The sequence below is a fragment of the Streptomyces sp. NPDC050164 genome, from assembly GCF_044459945.1.
Taxonomy (GTDB): Bacteria; Actinomycetota; Actinomycetes; order Streptomycetales; family Streptomycetaceae; genus Streptomyces; species Streptomyces coeruleorubidus_A.
Map to the genome: position 1 here is coordinate 88,614 of NZ_JBITJK010000034.1, position 20,206 is coordinate 108,819.

Annotated in this window: 14 protein-coding genes and 3 pseudogenes; 5 read left to right on the top strand and 12 right to left on the bottom strand. The window is 71.8% G+C overall.

Features of this window, described 5'->3' with window-relative positions; genetic code table 11:
* Positions 1-4 precede the first annotated feature (4 nt).
* The 5 genes and pseudogenes from mgt to ACIBNA_RS33880 form a co-directional block, all read right to left on the bottom strand.
* Positions 5-1,244: pseudogene (mgt, locus tag ACIBNA_RS33860) on the bottom strand (macrolide-inactivating glycosyltransferase).
* A gap of 12 nt (positions 1,245-1,256) precedes the next feature.
* On the bottom strand, positions 1,257-2,036 hold the full coding sequence (erm(O), locus tag ACIBNA_RS33865) for a 23S rRNA (adenine(2058)-N(6))-methyltransferase Erm(O) (RefSeq protein ID WP_399169002.1): 780 nt from the start codon (positions 2,034-2,036) through the stop codon (positions 1,257-1,259).
* A gap of 292 nt (positions 2,037-2,328) precedes the next feature.
* Positions 2,329-3,603, bottom strand: coding sequence for an ABC transporter substrate-binding protein (locus tag ACIBNA_RS33870; protein WP_399169003.1), 1,275 nt, complete (start codon positions 3,601-3,603; stop codon positions 2,329-2,331).
* Complete coding sequence (locus ACIBNA_RS33875) at positions 3,603-4,436, bottom strand: carbohydrate ABC transporter permease (protein WP_399169004.1); 834 nt, start codon at positions 4,434-4,436, stop codon at positions 3,603-3,605. Before ACIBNA_RS33875 ends, ACIBNA_RS33870 begins: the two co-directional genes overlap by 1 nt.
* A complete protein-coding gene (locus ACIBNA_RS33880; protein ID WP_399169005.1) occupies positions 4,433-5,377 on the bottom strand; it encodes a carbohydrate ABC transporter permease in 945 nt (314 codons plus the stop codon). The genes ACIBNA_RS33875 and ACIBNA_RS33880 overlap by 4 nt, the downstream gene beginning before the upstream one ends.
* A 179-nt stretch (positions 5,378-5,556) precedes the next feature.
* Between ACIBNA_RS33880 and ACIBNA_RS33885 the strand changes: the two genes are divergently transcribed.
* Positions 5,557-6,420 carry a phosphotransferase enzyme family protein gene (locus tag ACIBNA_RS33885; RefSeq protein WP_399169006.1) on the top strand — a complete coding sequence of 288 codons (864 nt, stop codon included), beginning with the start codon at positions 5,557-5,559 and terminating at the stop codon, positions 6,418-6,420.
* A 3-nt stretch (positions 6,421-6,423) separates the two neighbouring features.
* Here ACIBNA_RS33885 and ACIBNA_RS33890 read toward each other — a convergent pair whose 3' ends face one another.
* Entirely contained in the window at positions 6,424-7,329 is a 906-nt protein-coding gene (locus ACIBNA_RS33890; RefSeq protein ID WP_399169007.1) for a LysR family transcriptional regulator, read from the bottom strand.
* Between the two features lie 92 nt (positions 7,330-7,421).
* Here ACIBNA_RS33890 and ACIBNA_RS33895 point away from each other — a divergent pair, with 92 nt between their 5' ends.
* Together ACIBNA_RS33895 and ACIBNA_RS33900 are read left to right on the top strand one after the other, a co-directional pair.
* Positions 7,422-8,405, top strand: a complete 984-nt coding sequence (locus ACIBNA_RS33895; RefSeq protein ID WP_399169008.1) for a DMT family transporter — start codon at positions 7,422-7,424, stop codon at positions 8,403-8,405.
* Positions 8,351-8,872 carry a YbaK/EbsC family protein gene (locus ACIBNA_RS33900; protein ID WP_399169009.1) on the top strand — a complete coding sequence of 174 codons (522 nt, stop codon included), beginning with the start codon at positions 8,351-8,353 and terminating at the stop codon, positions 8,870-8,872. Before ACIBNA_RS33895 ends, ACIBNA_RS33900 begins: the two co-directional genes overlap by 55 nt.
* A 39-nt stretch (positions 8,873-8,911) precedes the next feature.
* On the opposite strand, the pseudogene ACIBNA_RS33905 reads toward ACIBNA_RS33900, so the two are convergent.
* The 5 genes and pseudogenes from ACIBNA_RS33905 to ACIBNA_RS33925 all read right to left on the bottom strand — a co-directional run.
* Positions 8,912-9,333, bottom strand: a pseudogene (locus ACIBNA_RS33905) (exonuclease domain-containing protein); the annotation flags it as partial.
* Between the two features lie 482 nt (positions 9,334-9,815).
* Complete coding sequence (locus ACIBNA_RS33910) at positions 9,816-10,532, bottom strand: carbon-nitrogen hydrolase family protein (RefSeq protein ID WP_399169010.1); 717 nt, start codon at positions 10,530-10,532, stop codon at positions 9,816-9,818.
* Between the two features lie 217 nt (positions 10,533-10,749).
* On the bottom strand, positions 10,750-11,463 hold the full coding sequence (locus tag ACIBNA_RS33915) for a 3'-5' exonuclease (RefSeq protein WP_399169011.1): 714 nt from the start codon (positions 11,461-11,463) through the stop codon (positions 10,750-10,752).
* 65 nt (positions 11,464-11,528) lie between these two features.
* Positions 11,529-11,825 (bottom strand): annotated as a pseudogene (locus ACIBNA_RS33920) (3'-5' exonuclease); the annotation flags it as partial.
* A 160-nt stretch (positions 11,826-11,985) separates the two neighbouring features.
* The gene (locus ACIBNA_RS33925) at positions 11,986-13,227 is read right to left on the bottom strand and encodes an SAV2148 family HEPN domain-containing protein (protein ID WP_399169012.1); all 1,242 of its coding nucleotides are present in this window, start codon (positions 13,225-13,227) and stop codon (positions 11,986-11,988) included.
* A gap of 827 nt (positions 13,228-14,054) precedes the next feature.
* On the opposite strand from ACIBNA_RS33925, the gene glgX reads away from it, so the two are divergent.
* Together glgX and treY are read left to right on the top strand one after the other, a co-directional pair.
* Positions 14,055-16,187 carry a glycogen debranching protein GlgX gene (glgX, locus tag ACIBNA_RS33930; RefSeq protein ID WP_399169013.1) on the top strand — a complete coding sequence of 711 codons (2,133 nt, stop codon included), beginning with the start codon at positions 14,055-14,057 and terminating at the stop codon, positions 16,185-16,187.
* Positions 16,188-16,294: 107 nt separating this feature from the next.
* Entirely contained in the window at positions 16,295-18,664 is a 2,370-nt protein-coding gene (treY, locus tag ACIBNA_RS33935; protein ID WP_399169014.1) for a malto-oligosyltrehalose synthase, read from the top strand.
* Between the two features lie 514 nt (positions 18,665-19,178).
* Here the strand turns inward: treY and ACIBNA_RS33940 are convergent.
* Positions 19,179-20,129, bottom strand: coding sequence for a LysR family transcriptional regulator (locus ACIBNA_RS33940; RefSeq protein ID WP_399169015.1), 951 nt, complete (start codon positions 20,127-20,129; stop codon positions 19,179-19,181).
* Between the last annotated feature and the right edge of the window lie 77 nt (positions 20,130-20,206).

Genomic DNA, 20,206 nt, shown 5'->3' on the forward strand with positions numbered 1-20,206 from the left:
CCGACTATCCCTGGCGAGCGGGCAGTTCGGCCTCGATGAGGTCGGCCGCGCGCCGGGTGCCGCCCTCCCGGGCCGCCTCCGCCTGGATCTCCTTCAGACGGCGGGCGACCTCCGGGTCTCCGACGAGGGCGAGGGCCGCCTCGCGCAGGGCCTCGGCGGTCACCTCCTCCGTGGGAAGGTGCCGGGCGACGCCGAGACCCTGGAGCATGTCGGCGTTGCCGAACTGGTCCACCGCCTGCGGTACGGCGATCATCGGCGTGGCCGTGACCATGCCCTCCTGGCTGCCGCCCGCGCCGGCGTGCGTGACGAACAGGTCGGCCTGCTTCAGGATCGCCAGCTGCGGCAACCAGGAGCGCACCTCGACGTTCGCGGGGATCTCCCCGAGCTCGGCGGGATCGACGTGCTTGCCGATCTGGAGCACCAGGTGCCAGCCGGGCAGGTCGCCGAACGCCCTGACGCACTCGCGGTAGAAGCGGGGCTGCTTGGTGAAGGCGGACCCCAGCGAGACAAGCGCGACCTTCTCGGCCCCTGCCGGGCGCTGCCAGTCACCCTCGGCGGTGCGGTCACCCTGGCAGGCGCCGACGAAGGTGTGCACGGTCTCGTCGACCCGGTCCGCGTTCGGCTGGAGCGCCCTGGGGATCAGGACGACGGAGCGGGCGGGATCGGCCGCGAACCGGTCGGGGTGCCAGGCGATCCCGTTCTCCTCCAGCCAGGCCTGGAAACGGGCGTAGTAGGCGCGGCCGCGCTCGGTCTGCCTGGGCTCCGCCCACATCGGCTCCCAGACCTCCTCCATGTACCCCTCCCAGGCGACGATGTTCGGCGACAGGGAGACCGCCGGGACGCCCCAGCAGTGCGCGAGCACGCGGGCCGGGTACGAGCTGATGTCGTACAGCACGAGGTCCGGCTCGTCGCCCTCGTACGCCTCGATCAGCTGCGGGAGGGCCTGGATCGCGTCGTCGAGGAACGGTTCCACGTTGTCCAGCAGTGTGCTCCCCCAGGCCTCCGGGTCGTCGTCGGGCGAGGGCAGCGTCGAGTGCCACGGCTTCACCTCGGCACCGGTGTCCGCGACCTTCTCCGCGAGGGCCGGCGGGATCGCGTACGTCACGCGGTGGCCGCGCGCCACGAGCTCGCGGATCACCTCCAGACTCGGGTTCACGTGGCCGTGGGCGGCGATGGAGAACATGGCGATATGAGCGCGACTGGTCATGCGCTCGACCGTATGCGAGACGAGACGTCTCGTGCAACTCCTTTGGCTTTCAGCAAGTCAGCTCCTCGTGCAGGCGCAGCCACCGCTCCGGCGCCACCTCGCCCACCAGCACGCCCGGGTCCAGGCGCGCAGCCCGGAACGCGGCGTCCACCCGCCGCCTGGGGTGGTCCCGCCGCAGCGACGCGTGCAGTGAGCCGCCGACTCCCAAGAAGCCCAGCTCGACCAGATGACGCCAGCTCCGGTACCCGGCGGCGTCGAGCAGCGGGGCCTCGCGCCGTTCCATGCGCAGCACCCCGGCGTCCACGCGCGGCACGGGACGGAAGCTGCGCCTGCCGACGCGGCCCAGCAGCCGCCACTCGTAGCGGGGCCAGGTCCGGACCGTCAGCAGCGTCCAGCTGCCGTAGTCGCCGGTGCGTTTGCGGGCGTACTCGAGCTGGGTGAGCAGCGTGGCGTCGTTGAGGGCGGGAGCGCGCAGGCACCAGTCGACGACGGCCGCGGTACGGGAGAACGGCACGTTCCCGGCGACGGAGAAGGGTGTGCGCGGCGGGTGTGCGGCCAGGAAGTCCCCGCCGACGACACGCACGTGCGGGGTGCCGGAGAAGCGGCTGCGCAGGGCGGGTACGAGCCTCGGGTCGATCTCGTACGCGTGCAGCTCCCGGCAGCGTCGCGCCAGCGGGGCGGTCAACGCGCCTTTGCCCGCGCCGACTTCGAGCAGCAGCGGGATCGGCCGGGCCTGCGGGGCGGCGAGCCGGGCGAAGCGTTCGGCGGTGGCGCGGTCGGCGAGGAAGTTCTGCGAGAGCGCGCGGGAGGCGGCGGTGGGGCGGGCCATGGCCTGCGGTCCTTGTCTTCCGTGAGGGGTGTGAGGGCAGCCGAAGGCCCCGACCGGAAGACAGGGAGAGACGGGAGAGGTGAGACGCCGGGCTCGAAGACTCAGAGGCTCAGAGGCGCTCAGAGGCTCAGCGGGCGTGGCTCCCCGGGCCGGTCAGGGCTCCGGGGCCGCGGCGCACGCGTGCGGCGTGTGCGCAGCCCCGGCCGTGACCGGAGATGCAGATCGCGTTGATTCCCACGGGCAGCACGCTAGGCGCTGCCGGTGACGACGCACAACGGAATTTCGCCGGGGCTCAGCGCTGGTAGCGCGCCAGCACCAGGTTGCCGTCCTCCTCCAGGCGTTGGCGCAGCTCGCGGATGCCGATCGCCCCGCTGTAGTACTCCTGGAGGGCCGGGGTCGCCACCTTGTCCTTCCACTCGGGGTAGCCCCGTACGGTCTGTGCGGGCGCCGGGCGCAGGTGGGCGGCGAGCGCCGTGCCCGTGGCCCAGCCGTGCTCGGGTGTGCGCAGGGCCGGGTCGTTCAGCGCCCGGGTGCCGGTCGGCAGCATCCAGTCGCCGAGGGCGAGGCGGACCATGTTCTTTGGCCTCAGCAGGAAGTCGATGAAGGCGGCTGCCTCCTTCTTGTGCGGGGAGTCCTCGGCGACGGAGAGGGTCTGCGGGCTGACGCCCTGGGTGAGTCCTCCGGCGCCGGCCGGGGCGGGCAGCACCTGCCATGCGAAGCCCTTCGGGGCCTGCTGCACGATCTGCTGGCGGTAGGAGAAGCCGAGCGGAACCATCGCGTATCTGCCGCCGAAGAAGCCGGGCAGGGTGTCGGAGCCGCCGCTGCCCAGGGTCGTGGGCGAGGCGCTGCGGTCGGTGCCGGCCTGGGCGTGGATGGTGCGCGGCACCACCTGGTCGGCCGCCTCGAACCGGACCGTCACCTTGCCGTCGGGCCCGCGGTGGAAGAGCTGTCCGCCCGTCGACAGGGAGAGGTTGAGCGTGGCGGAGACCGGTTCCTTCAGGGGCCAGGCGATGCCGTACTTCCCCCGGCCGCTGAGCTGTTCGGTGATGCGGCGGAACTCGGCCCAGCTCCACGGCTTCTCCGGGGTCGGGATCCGTACTCCCGAGCGCTTGAGCCACTTCGCGTTGGCGATCAGCACACGCGGCTCCTGGAGGAACGGCACGCCGTAGATGCCGTCCCCGAAGGTGGTCGTCTGCCAACTGCGCTGCGGGATGTCCGACTTCAGCCGGGCGGGCAGCAGATCGGTGAGGTCGGCGAGGTAGCCGCCGTAGGCGAAGTCGGCGAGGTCGTCCGAGGCGTCGTGGATGATGTCGGGTGCCTCACCGCCCTCGAAGGCGGTGAGGAGCTGGTCGTGGACGCTGTCCCAGCTGCCCTGGACGTACTCGACCCGGACGTCCGGATGCGTGGCGTTCCACTCCTTCACCAGTTCCTTGTTGGCCTCGACCGACTCCTCCTGCCAGGCCAGGGACTGGAAACGCAGGGTGATCCGGCCGTCGTCGCGGGTGTCGCCGGAGGAGCAGCCGGCGAGGAGCAGCAGGAGGACGAGGGCCAGCAGGCGTGCGCGCATCAGCTCTTCACCGCCCCGGTGAGCATGCCGCCCGTGATCCGCCGCTGGATGATCGCGAAGACGACCAGCGAGGGCAGCGTCGCGAGGAACGCGGCCGCCGCGAGCGGGCCGAGGTCGGCGACGCCCTCGGCGCCGATGAAGTGGGTGAGCACCACCGGAAGGGTCTGTTTCTCCGGCGTCTTGAGCAGCACGAGCGCGAAGAAGAACTCGTTCCACGCGGTGATGAACGCGAACAGCCCGGTCGCCACGATGCCCGGCGCGAGCAGCGGCGCCGTCACCGACACCAGCGTCCGCACCCGGCCCGCCCCGTCGACCGCGGCGGCCTCCTCCAACTCGGGCGGTACGGCCCGCACGTACCCGGCGAGCATCCACAGCGCGAACGGCAGCGCCCACACCACGTACACCAGCACCAGACCCGGCACGGAGTTGATCATCTGGAGGTTCTTCAGCACCAGGAACAGCGGGATGATCAGCAGCACGAACGGGAACGCCTGGCTGACCACCACCCAGCCCGTCACCGCCTTGGCGAGCCGGGTGCGGCGCCGGGCGACGACGTAGGCCATCGGTGTCGCGATCAGCACGGCGACGACCGCCGCTGCGAGCGCGGCGAGCAGGGAGTTGAGGGCGGCGTGCAGCAGCGGCTGTTCGTCGAAGGCCTGCCGGAAGTTGGCGAGGGTGGGGTCCTCGGGGATCCAGGTCGGGTGCAGGCTGCCCAGCTCGCGCGGCGGCTTGAACGCGGTGGAGACCAGCCAGAGGAACGGGAAGGCGAGGAAGACGAGATACGCGAGCAGCGCGGTGTACTGGCCGACGCGGGCCGGGCGGCTGGTCCTCACGCGTCGTCACCTCCCCTGAGGCGGCCGGCGAGGAAGACGGCCAGGACGATCGAGATCACGGCCACCATCACGCAGCCCATCGCCGCCGCATAGCCGAACTGCCCGTAGCGGAAGGCCTCTTCGTAGGCGAAGAGCATGGACAGGCGGGTCCGGCCGCCCGGGCCGCCGCTGGTGAGGACGTAGACCAGGGCGAAGGAGTTGAAGTTCCAGATCAGGTTGAGTGCGGTGATGGCGAGGGCGATGGGCCTGAGGGCGGGCCAGGTGACCGTGCGGAAGCGGCGCCAGGCGCTCGCGCCGTCGACCGCCGCCGCCTCGTGCAGTTCGCGCGGGGTGTTCTGGAGTCCGGCGAGCAGCGCGACCGTCGTCTGGGGCATGCCCGCCCAGACGCCGACGACGATCACGGCGGGCAGCGCGGTGGCCAGCCCGCTCAGCCAGTCGCGGCCGCCGCCCAGGCCGACGTCGCGCAGGGTCTCGTTGAGGATGCCCGCGTCCGGGTTGTAGACGAGCCGCCACATGATGCCGACGACGACCTCGGGCATGGCCCACGGAACGATCGCCAGGGCGCGGGCCAGCCAGCGCAGCCGCAGGTCCTGGTTGAGCAGCAGGGCGAGGCCCAGCGCGAGCAGGAACTGCGGCACGGTCACCCCGACCGCCCACATCAGCCCGATCCGGAACGACTCCCAGAACAGCGTGTCGTGCAGCAGGTCCCGGAAGTTGAGGGCGCCGATCCACTCGGTGGGCTCGGTGCGGCCCGACTGGGCGTCGGTGAAGGCCAGCAGGACCCCGTACAGCAGCGGCCCGACGCTGAGGACGAGGATGGGGAGCAGGGCGGGCAGCACCAGGAACCAGGCGCCGTGGTCGACGACCCGCCGGGGCCGGGCCCTGCCGGGCTCCCGGCCTGCCGGTCTCCTCGGTGGCGAAGCCTCGGTCACCAATGTCACGGAATCAGCCCCTTTGACGGCTCGGCCGGCCACGTCATGCTCGTGAAGGCGGTCTGCCTCGTCAAGGCACCGCGCACGCCGCCCGACCTGTGCCGATGCGACACTGACCGGCGGATGGCCGGAACCCGACGGTGGAAGACGTGGACGACGGCGGACGACGTGGACGACGGAGGCGGACGATGGACGAGGCACGGGCTCGGGACGTACTGGCCGCGGCGGGAGTACTGCCCGGCGCGGCCCGGGAGGCACGGCTGCTCGCGCTGGGCGAGAACGCGGTGTTCGCCGCCGGTGACCTGGTCGTCAAGGTGGGCCGCGACGCCGAGCTCCTCGACCGGGCGCGACGCGAACTGGACATCGCGCTGTGGCTCGCCGAGGCGGGTGTACCGGCGGTACGGGCGGCCGAGCCCAAGCCGCTGCTGGTCGACGGGCACCCGGTGACGGTGTGGCACCGGCTGCCCGAGGCCGTACGGCCCGCCGAGCCGCGGGATTTGGCCGAACTGCTACGGGTCGTGCACGCCCTGCCCGCGCCCTCCTTCGCGCTGCCGCCCCGTGATCTGCTGGGCGGTGTGGAACGCTGGCTGCGGCTGGCGGGAGACGCGATCGATCCCGCGGACGCGGCATATCTGCGGGAGCGGCGTGACGGTTTCGCTGCGGAGGCAGCGGATCTGACACCGCATCTGCCGCCGGGGCCGATCCATGGGGACGCGCTGCCGCGCAATGTGCATGTGGGGCCGCAGGGGCCGGTACTGGTCGACCTGGAGACGGTCTGCGCGGACCTGCGCGAGCATGACCTGGTGGTCATGGCCCTTTCCCACGACCGCTACGGGCTCCCCGACGAGGCGTACGACTCCTTCACCGAGGCGTATGGGTGGGACGTGCGGGAGTGGGAGGGGTGTTCGGTATTGCGGGGCGCCCGGGAGACGGCCAGTTGTGCGTGGGTGGCTCAGCATGCGCCGAGTAATCCGAAAGCCTTGGCCGAGTTCGAGCGGCGGGTGGGATCGCTCCGGGAGGGGGACGAGGCGGTGCGGTGGTATCCGTTTTGAGCGCTACGGCTCTCTGTCCTGGATGCTCTGGGCGGCTCGGCGTAGTTCCGCGAGGACCGTGCGGACCGCTGTGCGGGCCGTGCGCTCGGGGCGGTACAGGGCGTCGATGTGGCGTCGCGCCTGCGCTCCGCTGAGCGGCCGGAGCACGAGCGCCGGATGCGGGCGCGTGGTCCAGCGCGGCATCAGGGCGATGCCGCCCCCGGCGGCCACGGCCTCGGCGACAACCGAGAACTCGTTGATGCGATGGGCGAGATGGAGCCTGCGGCCCGCCGCGGCGGCGATGGCCTCGATCGTCGCCAGGACCGGGAACCCCTCGTGCACGGTGATCCACGGCTCGTCGGCCACGTCGCGCGGGGTGACGCGGCGCTTGGCGGCCAGGGGGTGGTCGGCGGGCATGGCCACGTCCAGCGGCTCGCGCAGCAGTGTCGTCGTGGTCACCGTGTCCGGCCAGGGCGGGGCGTGGTCCAGACGGTGGGCCAGGACGATGTCGTACTCCCGGGTGAGCCGGGGGAAGTCCTCCTGCGGTACGTCCTCGTCGGCCAGCCTCGGCGCCGGTTTGCCCGGACCGGCCAGCGCGCGCAGCAGCGGCGGGAAGAACGCGGCGCCCGCGCTGTGGAACGCCGCCACCGACACCTCGCCGTCAGGCCGTCCGACGAACTCCTCGACGGTGTGCCGTGCGCGTGCCAGCGCCGTCTCCACCTCCGCGGCCGCGCCCGCCAGCGCCTGCCCGGCGTCGGTGAGCACCAGCCGTCGCCCCTGGCGCTCGGTGAGCGGCACGGGGATCGCGCGCTGCAGCAGCCGTAGCTGCTGGGAGATCGCCGACGGCGTCACCAGCAGCGCCTCGGCGACCGCCGTGACGCTGCCCAGTTCGCCGAGCTCCCGCAGGATCCGCAGCTGACGTTCGTCCATCGTCTCAGTGTAGGGACGATGTAGGGCTGCTAAATGATCGTTTTAGAGATTGGTCCTGGGCTTCATGGATGCCTTCGGTGCACCGTGGGCGGGTGTCCGACGTCCGCCGTACCGATGCGGTACTCCTCGTTGTCGCGCTCGTCTGGGGTTCCAGTTATCTGTCCGCCCAGACGGCCACTGCCGCGCTCCCCGTCCTGCTGGTGCTGTTCGCCCGCTACGCCCTCTCCGCGCTCGCCTGTCTCGGCGTCGTCGCCGCGCGACGGCGCGGGTCGCGCCGGTGGACGCGTGACGAGCTGCGGGCCGGTGTGCCCCTGGGGCTGACCCAGGCCGCGGTCCTGGTCGTGGAGACGTACGGCGTCGCTCACACCAGCGCCGCCAACGCCGGGCTCATCATCAGTCTGACCATCGTCCTCACTCCGCTCCTCGACCGCGGCGCCCGCCGCGGCGCGCTGCCTCTTTCCTTCTTCGCCGCGACCGGCGTGTGCGTCCTGGCCGTCGGGCTGCTGATGTCCGGCAACGGCTTCCACGCGCCACGCCTCGGCGACCTGCTGATGCTCTGCGCCGCGCTGATCCGGGCCGTGCATGTCGCGCTGGTCGGCCGCTTCACGACCGGGCGGGCGATCCGTCCCCTGCAGCTGACGACGGTGCAGACCCTCGTCGGCACGGCCCTGTTCCTGCCGGTCGCCGCCCCGAGCCTGCCGGCGCTGGTCCGCACGGACCCGGCGACCTGGGCCCAGCTGGTCTATCTGGCCCTGTTCTGCAGTGTGTTCGCCTTCCTGGCCCAGACCTGGGCCGTGCAGCGCACCTCCGCCAGCCGGGCCAGCCTGCTGCTGGGCACCGAGCCGGTCTGGGCCGTCGCGGTGGGCATCGCCCTCGGCGGCGAACACCTCACGCCCCTCACCGGCCTCGGGGCGGCCCTGATGGTGGCCGGCACGTACTGGGGGCAGGCGGTGGAACGGGCGCACCGCGACACCCCCGGACCCCTGCCTGCCCCGTCCCACTCCCCCGACAAGGACTCCGCATGCCCGACCGCACCCACGACGACTCCAGCCGGCACGACACCTACGACCATCTGATCTCCCTGCTCGACTCCGCCTCCGTCGACTACCGCCTCATCGACCACGAGCCCGAAGGCGCCACCGAAGCCGTGTGCGCGTTGCGCGGGCATCCGGCCTGCGAGGCCGCGAAGTGCATCGTGCTGCGGGTCAAGGTGGACCGCCGCACCACATGCCACGTCCTTGCGGTCGTCCCCGGTGACCGGCGGGTGGATCTGGACGCCGTCAAGGCGTTGTTCGCGGCCCGCTACGTGGGCTTCAGCGATCCCGAGACCGCCGAGCGGCTGGCCCGCGCCGTCCCCGGCACAGTCCTGCCGTTCAGCTTCGATCCCGACCTGGAACTGGTCGCCGACCCGGACGTCGTGGCCCGGCCGAAGCTGTACTTCAACGCGGCCCGGCTCGACCGCTCGCTGCTCATCTCGGGCGCCGACTACGAGCGGCTGGCCAAGCCCCGCATCGAACGCATCGCGGCGCCCGCACCGGTGTGACGGAGGCAGCGCCGGGCCTTCTGGCGGGCGGACACCCCCTTAGGCGTCCGCCAACTCCCGCAACGGCCACGCCCCGTCCACCAAGGCCGTCGCGTCGCCCCCTTGCCGTGCAGGAAGCTCTGGAAAACCGCCGCCCACTGCGCGTACCACTCGATCTGGCGGCGGTGGAGGTCCGCCGGGCCGAGGGACGCGATCTTGGGGTGGCGGGTGGCTATCGCGCCGGCCAGGCGGGCCGCTGCGAGCGCGTCGGCCATGGCGTCGTGGGCGGAGTCGAGGACCACGCCGTACTCGGCGCAGACCGCTTCGAGGTTGCGCTTGCCACGGCGGTAGCGGTCGACCCTGCGGTCGATGGTGTACGGGTCGATGACCGGCGCCGGGTCCACGCCGCCCAGGCGGTCGCGCAGGGACGGCAGTCGATAGCGGCGCAGCTCGGCGGAGAGCAGGGTGAGGTCGAAGGCGTTATCCATGCGCGCGCGGGGACACCGAGCGAGCCCTCGCCTTCGTCGGGCTCTCCGACCTCCAGCGCACAGCTCTGCGGCAGCCTGAACGACATCAACAAGGTGATCGAAGGCGTCGACCATGCCAAGGACTGAGCCCATCGAAGAAGCCCTCCGTGCAGCCTCCGAACGCCTCCTTCGCAGAGAACCTATTCGTAGCGACGGCTCCCTCACCGTCGCCTCCCTGGCCGTTGAAGCCGGTGTCGACAGGGCGAGCGCCTACCGACGCCCCCAGGCTGTGGCCGACTTCCGAAAGCTCGCCGCCGAGCAGGAGGACACGGCGTCTTCTTCCGTGACGCTCCGGCAAATCGATCAACGTCCTCGCCCAGCATGTGCAGTTTCTCACCCTGGAGAATCAGCGTCTCGCTCAGGCGACCGACCAGCGCAATCGCGTCACCCGCATCGAGGGCCACCGTTGAAAAATCTCAGTGAGCGCCTGACATGACTCAAGCAGTCGCTCTGGCTCGGACTTCCTTCGTGAAGATCCCCCGCGCAATCTCATCGGGGGCGGTGCTCGCCTCGGCGATCAGCTCCCCGTTCGCGGACCAGATCCCCGAACGGCCGGACGTGCGGTCGAAGCCGCCACCGGTCGGACCCGCGAAGGCCGCCGTGACGACCCACAGACCGTGGTCGGCGGCGACCCGGCGGGCACGCTCACCGTGGACCTCAGCCTCGTGATCGGCGTGGACAACCCCAGCCACATACCCATCGATGCCCAGTGCGGCCGTCCTCGTGGCATGCTCGGGGATGCCCGTGTCGCGGCAGACGGCGAGCCCCAGCCGCCACCCGTCCACTTCGATCACGGCGGGCTCACCGGGCACGAAGTGGACTGCCTCACTGCCGTGCAGGTACACCTTCCCATAAGCCACCCGCGCGCCCTCGCCGTCAACAGCCAGGATGCCGATACGCGGACCCGGCACAGGCGCGCCGACCAGGGCAAGCGTCCCGGTCTCGGCGCACGCAGACAGGATCGGAGCCAGCCGTTCATCGTCTGGGGCGACCGGCGGCGCATCCAGCTCGTATCCCGTCAGCGACATCTCGGGGAACACCACCACGCGCGCATTCGCTGCCCGAACCGCCTCCGCGTGGGCCACCGCGTTGGCCGTCACGTCGTGAGCCACGCACCTCGGCTGTGCCACCGCGATGCTCAACAACTGCTCCACCCTGGACACCCCTCGTCAATCGCGTGATCACCCGATACACCAGCCGCTCGGCCGAGCCGTTGCACGCCTGCCTCAGAAACCCTGCCGGCATTCCATCAGATCACCGCTTGCCGGGGTTCACGGCCGCTCTCGTCGTCACAGGAAGTCACCGTTCGGGGCTGAAGTGGAACACGCCGGTTGAACAATCGAGCGGGCCGGCGCCAAGCCGCTTCCGCCGTCAGCCGACGTACGGGACAACGGGCCAGGCCGACTCGACAATCGCCTTCGGGTCAGAGGTACGTCGAAGGTACTTCTGCAGCGATGCGGCCTGCTCTGCCGCCGCCCGTACCTGAAGGTCGTGGAGATCTGCCGGGGCCAACGCTCCTATGGCCTCGTGCTTGACGCCCATGGATCGCGCCGCACATGCCGCGGCCACCGCGTCCGCGACCGCGTTGTGCGCGTCATCGAGCGCCACACCGTAATGCGCACAGAGGGCCTGAAGATTCCGTGACCCCTTCCTGTACCGGTCCACGTGCTTGTCCAGGACCAAGGGGTCGATGACCGGCGATGCCTTTCCGTGCAACCGATCACCCAGTGGCTTTATCCCATGCCGTCGGCACTCACGGTCCAGGAGCGAGAGGTCGTACCGCGCGTTCATCACGACCAGTGGAGTCCTCGAGTTCAGCGCCTCGGCAACGGCCGAGGTGATCTCTTCGATCGCTGGCGCCGCCTGCATCCCGTGCTCGCGGGCGTGGTCGGTGGAGATGCCGTGGATGGCCGAAGCCTGCTGAGGTATCGCCACCCCGGGATCGAGCAGCCATGTCCGGGGCTTCGGAAGCCGCCCGTCCGGATCCACAGCCACGACCGCCGCAGTGACGATCCGGTCGCTCTCGATGTCCGTTCCTGTGGTCTCCAGGTCGAAGGCCACCAGCGGCTGACTCGTCCAGCTCATCACAGAGCCCCACCCACCAGAGCACCCTGAGACACCTGAGACGCACTCGAAGTGCGGGGATAAAGGGCTGCGTTGTAGGCGACGGCCGGCACGCCCGTCTTCCAGTAGGAGGTGAGGACGAGGGCATCCGCCACCTGGTCGGCCGGTCTGCCCTCGGCTGCCGCCCGCTCGCCGCTGATGCCGTGCACCGCCACCGGGTCCTCGGGGATCGGCACCCCCGGGTCGGCCAGCCACTCCCGGCGCCCCATCGGCTCCCCGCCCCTGACCTCGATCACGGCTCCCGTGACGATGCGCGCCTCGCGCGGATCCGTGCCCGTCGTCTCCAGCTCGAAGCCGATCAGCAGCTCCCGGTGCCAGCCCATGGGCAGCCCCCCTTCTATGGTGCGTTCCCCCAGTGGTCTTCACCTTCCCATGCACCACTGACAATCAGAGGACCGCATTCCGCTTAGCCGCCTGCGGCAGCCGGGCAAACCCCAACCAGACCAACGCAACCACCGCAACCACCGCACGGCGGGGCACAGTTCACGACACCGGCCGCGAATCCGCCCACATCACCTCGAACTCCTCGCGATAGGTGGGGAAGAGGCCGCTTTCATCGATCTCGCCCGACTTGACCACCTTGCCGCTGTTGCGCAGCACGAACACCGGCGCCTCCATGCCACGGGTCCGGCGCAGATAGTTCTGCACGACCGCGATGCCGTCCGCACCGTCGCCGTCGACCAGGTACGCCGTGAAGCGGGGCGTCTCGTCGAAGACCTGGATCTCGAAGGCCCCGGGGTCGCGCAGCCGGGCCCGTACCCGGCGCATGTGCAGGATGTTCATCTCGACGGCCCGGCTGAGCTCGCCGCGCTTGATGCCCAGTTCGCGCTCGCGCCGCTTGACCGCGCTGGAGGCCGGGTTCAGGAACAGCAGCCGGACCCGGCAGCCGGACTCGGCCAGCCGGACCAGGCGGCGGCCGGAGAAGTTCTGCACGAGCAGGTTGAGGCCGATGCCGATGGCGTCGAGGCGGCGGGCGCCGCCGAAGATGTCCTCGGCGGGGAACTGGCGCATCAGCCGCACCCGGTCCGGGTGGACGGCGACCACGTCGGCGTACCGGTCGCCGACCAGGTCCTCGACCGCGTCGATGGGCAGCCGGCGCGCGGAGGGCACGTCACCGCCCGCGCCTAGTATTTCCAGCAGCCGGGCGGAGGCGCGCTCGGCCTGGTTCAGGACGGCCTCGGACAGGGCCCGGTTGCGGGAGACGACGTTCCGGGTGACCTCCAGCTCGTCCAGGGCGAGCTCGACGTCCCGGCGGTCGTCGAAATAGGGCTCGAAGCAGGGCCAGTGCTGCACCATCAGCTCGCGCAGCTGGGGCAGGGTGAGGAAGGACAGGACGTTGTCGTCGGCCGGGTCGAGGAGGTAGCCCTTGCGGCGGCTGACCTCGCGCACGGCGACCGCGCGCTGCACCCACTCCTGCCCGGCGGGTCCGGCGGCGGCCACCACCCAGTCGTCGCCGTGGACGGGTTCGTAGACGGGCCGCAGGACGGCGGCGACGACCGCGCGCAGCCGCTGCTCGACGAGGTTCAGCCAGATGTAGGCCCGGCCGGCCCGCTGGGCGCGGGTGCGCACCTCGCGCCAGGCGTCGGCGTCCCAGTCCAGTTCCGGACCGATCGAGCCCGTCGCGTCCATCGGCCGTGCCAGGGACACGGCACCGGTCGGGACGTCTGTGGAGTTCCCCTCGTGACCCTCGTCACCAGGGGGCAGCTCCAGCCCTCCCGAGCCCACCCGCGCACCGCCTTCCGCTCCCCCGAGCACTCCCGAGGGGCCTGGCGTCACATTCCCGCCTGCTCCGCGGCGTCTGGCACGCGCATCCGCGACGTCGTCGTCGGTCGCCGACGCTCCGCGTCGACTCCCTCCTCCGCCTTGCGGCTGCACGCACCAGACGCCGCGGAGCCCGTCCTTCGGACGGACGACGGGAATGTGACGCCAGGCCCCACCCAACGATCAAGGAAGGGTACTCCGGGAGCGGTCGGCGGTGCAGCCGGATGGGCAGGGTAGTTCTCAACCGTGCGGCGGCCAGTGCCCGTTCTGCCGTCCGGGCTCAGCCGGAGTGAGCTGATTCATAGCGGTGACGCCGCGCGGGGCGATTCGGCGCTCCGGGGCGCGGCCGGGGCGCCGGCCTCGCCGGACTCGGGTTCGGCGAGGCCGACGGCGAGACGCTGCGGGCCGCGCCCCCGTCGGCGTCCTCGCTGCCTGGAACGGCTGCCGGCTCAGGGCGATCTTCCCGCCCCGCTCCGTCTCGTCGCCGGTCGGCGGATCGCGGCCCGTGTCCTTCGCCGCTTCGGCCGGCGCCTCCGCTACGCCCCCGGGCGCCCGGGCCCGGCCCGAACCGGCCCCCTGCCGGACGGGCTGCGCCCGGGTTCCCGTGTCATATCTTTCCCCTACTCCCCCAAAAGCCCCGGGAGTATCACTTGCCCCACTGGCTCGGCATAACGCGTATGCACTGGTCACTCGGTAAGAGGGACATAAGTCATAGGAGGTTCCCTCACTTTCGGGGAGACTCGGGGCCAAGGCGTCCCCACCGGCGCCGCTCACCTGAAAGAGTCGTATCCATGCAGGTCTGGCCTGGAGAGGCGTATCCACTCGGTGCCACGTACGACGGCGCCGGAACGAACTTCGCGGTGTTCACGGAGGCCGCGGACCGAGTAGAGCTGTGTCTGCTGCACGACGACGGCTCGGAGACGGCGATCGAGCTCCGGGAGAGCGACGCGTTCGTGCGGCACGCGTACGTGCCCGGCATCATGCCGGGGCAGCGGTACGGGTTCCGGGTGCACGGCCCGTACGCCCCGGAGCGCGGCCTGCGCTGCAACTCCGCGAAACTGCTGCTCGACCCGTACGCGCGTGCGATCAGCGGTTCGGTCAGCTGGGGCGAGGAGGTCTACGGCTACCACTTCGACGAGCCCGACCGGCGCAACGACCTGGACTCGGCGCCGCACACGATGACGTCGGTCGTGGTCAATCCGTACTTCGACTGGGGCGACGACCGGCGCCCGCGCACCGAGTACCACCACACGGTGATCTACGAGGCCCACGTCAAGGGCCTCACCATGCGGCACCCGGGCCTGCCGGAGGAGCTGCGCGGCACCTACGCGGCCCTCGCGCACCCGGCGATCATCGAGCACCTCACCGAGCTCGGCGTCACGGCCCTGGAGCTGATGCCCGTACACCAGTTCGTGAACGATCACCGTCTGGTCGACATGGGCCTGAACAACTACTGGGGCTACAACACGATCGGTTTCTTCGCCCCGCACAACGCCTACGCCTCCTGGGGCGACCGGGGCCAGCAGGTGCTGGAGTTCAAGTCGGCGGTGAAGGCACTGCACGAGGCCGGGATCGAGGTGATCCTCGACGTGGTCTACAACCACACGGCCGAGGGCAACCACCTGGGCCCGACACTGTCTTTCAAGGGCCTCGACAATCCGCGCTACTACCGGCTGACGGAGGACCCCCGCTACTACATGGACACGACAGGGACGGGGAACTCCCTGCTCATGCGGTCCCCGCACGTGCTCCAGCTGATCATGGACTCGCTGCGGTACTGGGTCACGGACATGCACGTCGACGGGTTCCGCTTCGACCTGGCGGCGACGCTCGCCCGGCAGTTCCACGAGGTGGACCGGCTGTCGTCGTTCTTCGACCTGGTGCAGCAGGACCCGGTGGTCTCGCAGGTCAAGCTGATCGCCGAGCCGTGGGACGTGGGCGAGGGCGGCTACCAGGTGGGGAACTTCCCGCCGCTGTGGACCGAGTGGAACGGCAAGTACCGGGACACCGTGCGGGACGTGTGGCGGGGCGAGCCGCGCAAACTGGCGGAGTTCGCCTCGCGGCTGACCGGCTCGTCCGACCTGTACCAGGACGACGGGCGGCGTCCGCTGGCCTCCATCAACTTCGTGACCTGCCACGACGGCTTCACGCTGCACGATCTCGTGTCGTACAACGACAAGCGCAACCAGGCCAACGGCGAGGACAACCGGGACGGCGAGAGCCACAACCGGTCCTGGAACTGCGGGGCCGAGGGCGAGACCGACGACCCGGACGTGCTGCGGCTGCGGGCCCGGCAGATGCGCAACTTCGTCGCGACGCTGATGCTGTCCCAGGGCGTGCCCATGATCAGCCACGGCGACGAGTTCGCCCGCACCCAGCGCGGCAACAACAACGCCTACTGCCAGGACAACGAAGTGGCCTGGGTCGAGTGGCCCGAGGAGGAAGAGGACGCCGAGGGGGGCCTGAGCCGGGAGCTGCTGGCCTTCACGCGCGCGATGGTGTGGCTGCGCCGGGACCACCCGGTCTTCCGCCGCCGGCGCTTCTTCCACGGCCGGCCCGTGGAGGGCACCCACGACGACCTGTCCGACATCGCCTGGTTCACCCCCGAGGGCCGGGAGATGACCCAGCGGGACTGGGACTCGGCGCGGGCCTCGGCGCTGACGGTCTTCCTCAACGGCAACGCGATCTCGGAGCCCGGCCCGCGCGGGGAGCGCATCACCGACGACTCGTTCCTGCTGATGTTCAACGCCTCCCCCAAGCCGCTGGAGTTCCTGGTTCCGGTCAACCACGGGCAGCAGTGGCAGGTGGTGGTCGACACGGCCCGCGCGGACGGCGTGCCGCCGGGCACGGGCCCGAAAGTGCAGGCCGGGGACCGGCTGACCCTGACCGACCGGAGCATGACGGTGCTCCAGCGGCCCGTGTGACCGCCGACCCGTGCGTCGCCCGGAAAGAGCCACTCGTCCGGGCGACGCGCGGCGCACCTGGCGCGGGCGATGACACGAACGGCGGCAGGGCGGGTACGTAGGTCTGCATGACACCTGAGCGACCTGACCCGGTGGTGCCCACGGCCACGTACCGGCTGCAGTTGCAGCCCGAGTTCCCGTTCGGGGCCGCGGCGGCCGTCGTGCCGTATCTGGCCTCGCTCGGCGTCTCGCACCTGCATCTGTCCCCCGTCCTGGAGGCCGTGCCGGGCTCGATGCACGGCTACGACGTCGTCGACCACGCGCGCGTGCGAGAGGAACTGGGCGGCGAGGACGGACTGCGGGCGCTGGCCCGCACGGCGCGCGAGCACGGGCTCGGCCTGGTGGTGGACATCGTCCCGAACCACATGGCCATGGCGCCGCGCCACAACCGCGCCCTGTGGGAGGTGCTCCGCGAGGGCCCGAAGTCGCCGTACGCGCGCTGGTTCGACATCGACTGGGAGGCCCAGGAGGGCCAGGTGCTGCTGCCGGTGCTCGGCGGGCCGCTGGGCGAGGTGCTCGGGGAGCTGCGCGTCGACGGTGACGTCCTGCGCTACTACGACCATGTGTTCCCGCTGCGCGAGGGCACCGAGGACCTGCCGCTGCCGCACCTGCTGGACGCGCAGTGGTACCGCCCGGTGTGGTGGCGCCTGGCCCGGACCGAGCTCAACTACCGACGGTTCTTCAGCATCTCGGAGCTCATCGGGGTGCGGGTGGAGGACCCCGAGGTGTTCGAGGCCACCCACGACAAGATCCTCGAGCTGGTCCACGAGGGCGTGATCGACGGGCTGCGCGTCGACCATCCCGACGGGCTCGCCGACCCCGACGACTACCTCCGGCGGCTGCACGAGGCGACCGGCGGCCGCTGGACGGTCGTGGAGAAGATCCTCGCCGACGGTGAGCACCTGCCGGCCGCCTGGCCCGTCGCGGGCACCACCGGCTACGACGCCCTGCGGCACGTGGACGGGCTCTTCACGGACCCGGCCGGGTTCGGGGACCTCCTGGGTCAGTACCGGCGGTTCGCGGCCCCCCAGACCGACCGGGGCGGGCAGTGGGAGGCGACCGTGCGGCGGGCGGCGTACAAGGTCCTCACGCACGAGCTGGCCACCGAGACCGACCGGCTGGTGGGGGTGGCGGCCCGGCTGTGCGCGACCTCGCCGGAACCGGCGCTGCGCGACCGCGCGCCCTGGGCGCTGCGCACCGCGCTCCAGGAGCTGCTGGTGCGGATGGAGGTCTACCGGCCGTACGAGTCCGTCGACGCGGCGTCCGTGGTCACCGAGGAGGCCGCCGCCGAGGCCCGGCTCGCCTTCACCGTGCCCGAGGAGGCCGGTGCGGTGGACGTCGTACGGGACCTCGTGCTGGGGCGCTACGGCGACGGGCCCGCGCAGGTGGAGTTCCGGACGCGGTTCGCGCAGACCTCGTCGGCGTTGCGGGCGAAGTCCGTGGAGGACACGGCGTTCTACCGCTACGTGCCGCTGCTGTCGGCGACCGAGGTGGGCGGGAATCCGGGCCGTCCCGCGCTGTCACCGGAGGAGTTCCACGCGTACTGCGCGCGCGTGCAGCGCGACTGGCCGGTGACCGGGACGGTGGCCTCGACGCACGACACCAAGCGCAGTGCCGACGTCCGGGCGGCGCTGCACGTGCTCACCGAGTGCCCGGACCGCTGGGCGGACGTCCTCGCCGAGGTGACACGCACCGGTGAGGGCGTCCCCGACGCGCAACTGGCCTGGGCAGCCTGGCAGACGGTGTTCGGGCTCGGCCCGGCGCCGGGGGCCCACGAGCGGGTGCAGGGGGCGCTGCTGAAGCACGTGCGCGAGGCGGGCCTGTACACCAGCTGGACCGAGCAGGAGCCGCCGTACGAGGAGGCGGTGGCGCGGTTCGTGGCGGCCGGGCCGTGCGGGACGCCGAGTGAGCGGGTCGCCGCGTTCCGGGACTCTCTCGAGCCGCACATCCGGGCGAACGTGCTGGGCACGGCCCTGGTGCAGCTGACGATGCCGGGCGTGCCGGACGTCTACCAGGGCACGGAGGCCGAGTACCGGGCGCTGGTCGACCCCGACAACCGGCGGGCGGTGAGCTTCCCGCCCGAGGAGTGCGGCGTGACGTCCGGAGCGAAGGTGGCGCTGACGCGGGCGGCTCTCGGCCTGCGGGCGCGACGCCCCGACGCCTTCGGCGACACGGCGACGTACATGCCGCTGCCGGCCGAGGGACCGGCGGCACAGCACTGCCTGGCGTTCGTCCGCTCCGGCGAGGCACTGACGGCCGTCACCCGCCTGTCCCTCCGGCTCGCGGAGGCGGGCGGCTGGCAGGACACCCTGCTGCCGCTGCCGCCGGGGCGCTGGGCGGATGTACTGGAACCCGGGCGGGAGTTCACGGGGCACGCGCGCGTGGAGGAACTGTTCGCGCGGGTGCCGGTGGCGTTGCTGGAGCGGGTGGGCGACTGAGGCGGGGCTGATTGCGGCGTGGCGGGGCGGGGCAAGCGGGCGTGCGACGCACGCGGCAGCGCGGCACGCTGAGCGAGCATGCGAGGCACGGGAGGGGCAGCACGGCGAGCGGGCGTCGGGGCAAGGCAAGCGAGCATGCGAGGCACGGGAGGGCGGCACGGCGAGCCGGCATGCGAGGCACGGCAAGCAAGCACGCGGGGCACGGCAGCGCGGCACGCGCATCCCGGCGTCGATCCGCGCCAGGTCGACCCGCCGCCGGACCCGGCTCAGCTCCGGAAGCACGTGCGGGACACCGCAGCGCGGCCCCCGCGCGTAGCGTTGCGCCGGGGCCACCTCGGGCACCGCCGGCCTGCGAGGCGTGGCAGGGCGGCACCGGGAGCGCGCGCGGGGCACCGCTGCGGGCGCCCGCGCGTAGCGTTGCGCCGGGGCGGCCCCGGGCGTCGCGGCGTCACGCACGCGTGGTCCGCGCGTGGCAGCGCGTGGCCCCCCCTCACCGCCCCCTCCCCTGCCCTGCTCAGGCAACCGCGGGTCCGGCCTCAGGACAGTCCTCGTACGCGCGCAGCGGTGCGGCGGGAGCGACGGGCGGGTGGGCCCAGGCCGAGTGCAGCAGGTTCACGAAGGCCTCGGCCGCCCCGGTCGGTGGCAGTCGGGAGAAGACCGTCAGCGTGCGCTTCCAGGCTGGGTCGGGAGTCAGGACGACGCAGCCGTCGCCGACCGCGTCGCGCACGAGGTGCGAGGGCACGGCGCAGACGCCGACCCCGGCGGCGGCCATCCGTACCGCCGTGGAGCTGTGCTCGGTGAACACGGCGGTGCGCGGGGTGAATCCGGCACGGCCGCAGGCCCAGTCGAGGAAAAGTTCGCCCTGGACGACGGGTTCCATGGCGCAGCGCACCCAGGGGCGGTCGGCGAGTTCGGGCAGCGTCACCGTCGTACGGCCGGCGAAACGGTCGTCGAAGGGCACCACGAGGATGATGTCCTCCTCGCCGACCGGCACGACGGTCCCCGGCCAGTCGGCGGGTGCGGGGCCGACGGCGAGGTCGGCCGCGCCTCGCTCGACCTGTTCCTCCAAAACCGGCGAGGAGGCGTACTCGTGGAGGTGCAGCAGTACGCGCGGATGGGCGGCGCGCCAGCGGGCGAAGACGTCCGGGAGGACACCGACCGCGACGGAGTGGACGGCGGCGACGTGCAGTTCACCGCCCTCGGCACCGGCTGCGGCGCGGGCCGCGCGGCGGGCCTGCGCGGCGCTGCGCACGGCGAGTTCGGCGTGCGGCCGGAAGGCGCGTCCCATCGGGGTCAGGCGCACGCCGCGCGGCATGCGCTCCAGCAGCGCGCCGCCGACCGACCGTTCCAGGGCCTTGATCTGGTGGGAGAGCGCGGGCTGCGAGACGTGCAGGAGCTCGGCCGCGCGGGTGAAGGACGCCTCCTCGACGACCGTCAGGAAGTACTCCATCTGCCGCAGGCTCATGGACGGCCCCTCCCATAAACACCCTGCATCGATTCCACAAGAATATTGCCTTGGACTCATGGCAAGGGCCGGGCGGA

Coding starts and splice junctions, on each gene's coding strand:
- ACIBNA_RS33885 (WP_399169006.1), top strand. CDS start 5,557: ATGGACGAGGCACGGGCTCGGGACGTACTGGCCGCGGCGGGAGTACTG.
- ACIBNA_RS33940 (WP_399169015.1), bottom strand. CDS start 20,129: ATGAGCCTGCGGCAGATGGAGTACTTCCTGACGGTCGTCGAGGAGGCG.
- ACIBNA_RS33870 (WP_399169003.1), bottom strand. CDS start 3,603: ATGCGCGCACGCCTGCTGGCCCTCGTCCTCCTGCTGCTCCTCGCCGGC.
- ACIBNA_RS33915 (WP_399169011.1), bottom strand. CDS start 11,463: ATGAGCTGGACGAGTCAGCCGCTGGTGGCCTTCGACCTGGAGACCACA.
- ACIBNA_RS33890 (WP_399169007.1), bottom strand. CDS start 7,329: ATGGACGAACGTCAGCTGCGGATCCTGCGGGAGCTCGGCGAACTGGGC.
- treY (WP_399169014.1), top strand. CDS start 16,295: ATGACACCTGAGCGACCTGACCCGGTGGTGCCCACGGCCACGTACCGG.
- glgX (WP_399169013.1), top strand. CDS start 14,055: ATGCAGGTCTGGCCTGGAGAGGCGTATCCACTCGGTGCCACGTACGAC.
- ACIBNA_RS33900 (WP_399169009.1), top strand. CDS start 8,351: ATGCCCGACCGCACCCACGACGACTCCAGCCGGCACGACACCTACGAC.